This window comes from Rathayibacter sp. AY2B9, assembly GCF_002931595.1.
Lineage (GTDB): Bacteria > Actinomycetota > Actinomycetes > Actinomycetales > Microbacteriaceae > Rathayibacter.
Genome location: NZ_PSUB01000033.1, coordinates 2,019 through 3,511, shown reverse-complemented (window position 1 = coordinate 3,511; position 1,493 = coordinate 2,019). Strand labels below are relative to the sequence as shown.

Below are 1,493 nucleotides of genomic sequence, written 5' to 3'. Positions count from 1 at the left end.
TTAATGTCAATGCCACAACTTCGGTGGCGTGCTTGAGCCCCGTTACATTGTCGGCGCGGAATCACTTGACCAGTGAGCTATTACGCACTCTTTCAAGGGTGGCTGCTTCTAAGCCAACCTCCTGGTTGTCTGTGCAACTCCACATCCTTTCCCACTTAGCACGCGCTTAGGGACCTTAGTTGGTGGTCTGGGTTGTTTCCCTCTCGACTATGAAGCTTATCCCCCACAGTCTCACTGCTGCGCTCTCACTTACCGGCATTCGGAGTTTGGCTGACGTCAGTAAGCTTTTGGGCCCCATCGGCCATCCAGTAGCTCTACCTCCGGCAAGAAACACGCAACGCTGCACCTAAATGCATTTCGGAGAGAACCAGCTATCACGAAGTTTGATTGGCCTTTCACCCCTATCCACAGCTCATCCCCTCCATTTTCAACTGAAGTGGGTTCGGTCCTCCACGACGTCTTACCGTCGCTTCAACCTGGCCATGGATAGATCACTTCGCTTCGGGTCTAGACCCTGCGACTGAATCGCCCTATTCGGACTCGCTTTCGCTACGGCTGCCCCACACGGGTTAACCTCGCCACAGAGCACTAACTCGCAGGCTCATTCTTCAAAAGGCACGCCGTCACCCCTACAAGGAGGCTCCGACGGTTTGTAAGCAAACGGTTTCAGGTACTATTTCACTCCCCTCCCGGGGTACTTTTCACCTTTCCCTCACGGTACTTGTCCGCTATCGGTCATCTGGGAGTATTTAGGCTTATCAGGTGGTCCTGACAGATTCACACGGGATTTCTCGGGCCCCGTGCTACTTGGGATACTCTTCACGCCATAACACCATTTCGACTACGGGGCTCGCACCCGCTCTGGCCAGGCGTTCAAACCTGTTCGTCTATGATGCGCTGTAACGTTCACCGGCCGGCAGACCGGAACGAAAAGTCCCACAACCCCGGCCATGCAACCCCTGCCGGGTATCACACATGACTCGGTTTAGCCTCTTCCGCGTTCGCTCGCCACTACTGACGGAATCACTGTTGTTTTCTCTTCCTGTGGGTACTGAGATGTTTCACTTCCCCACGTTCCCTCTACCCGCCCTATATATTCAGGCGGGAGTCACCAGGTCACCACAAGGGGCCTGGCGGGGTTTCCCCATTCGGAAATCCTCGGATCACAGCTCGTTTATCAGCTCCCCGAGGCTTATCGCAGATTACGACGTCCTTCTTCGGCTCCAGATGCCAAGGCATTCACCGTTTGCTCTTATGAACTTGCTAATCACATGAGTTAAGAAACTACAACTCGAAAAGTTGCAGATCCAATGATTTGCATGACCGCAGCCCGAAAGCCGCGCCATGCGAATCTTGTCGATCCACGACCGAAGCCGTGAATCTAAGATGCTCGCGTCCACTGTGTAGTTCTCAAAATACGGGCGGTATCCCTCTCCCACACACCCAGGCGTGAGAAAAGGATCCGGAGAGTCGACCCCGCCACCCGAAGGCAG

General features: G+C 54.4%; 1 rRNA gene (only partly in view). It reads right to left on the bottom strand.

Going from position 1 to position 1,493, the window contains the following annotated elements:
• Nucleotides 1–1,266: ribosomal RNA gene (locus C5C25_RS16095) — 23S ribosomal RNA — on the bottom strand (it extends 1,919 nt beyond the left edge of the window).
• Nucleotides 1,267–1,493 lie beyond the last annotated feature (227 nt).